This window comes from Bacillus sp. SIMBA_008, from assembly GCF_046535495.1.
Taxonomy (GTDB): domain Bacteria; phylum Bacillota; class Bacilli; order Bacillales; family Bacillaceae; genus Bacillus; species Bacillus subtilis.
In genome coordinates this window covers 1-316 of sequence record NZ_JAWRWL010000209.1, presented here as the reverse complement: position 1 = coordinate 316, position 316 = coordinate 1, and the positions used below count along the sequence as shown (strand labels likewise).

Here is a 316-nt window from a genome sequence, read left to right as displayed (position 1 = left end):
ATCGCCCTCGCCGATCTCGGGGAGTGCCTCGGGCTGCGCGTACGCGGCGGCGATGACCGCCTCGGTCACGGGCGAGGATCCGGCGGCGTTGCGAGCCGTAAGCCGGTACGACCACGCCTCGGCGGTGTCGACCTCGTCGGTGTAGCCGGGTTCGGTGACCGTCGTGATCTCCGCGAAGGAACCATCGGATCCGGCGCGCTCGATCACATACTCGTCGGCGTTCGCCGTCGCGTCCCACTCGAGCACGACGCCGTCGGCCGTGACGCGGGCGACCGCCAGCCCCGTCGGCGTCGCGGGGGCCGCGAGCTCGGGGATC

General features: G+C 72.8%; 1 pseudogene. It reads right to left on the bottom strand.

The window, feature by feature from the left end:
* Nucleotides 1-316 (bottom strand): annotated as a pseudogene (locus SB658_RS22855) (hypothetical protein); the annotation flags it as partial.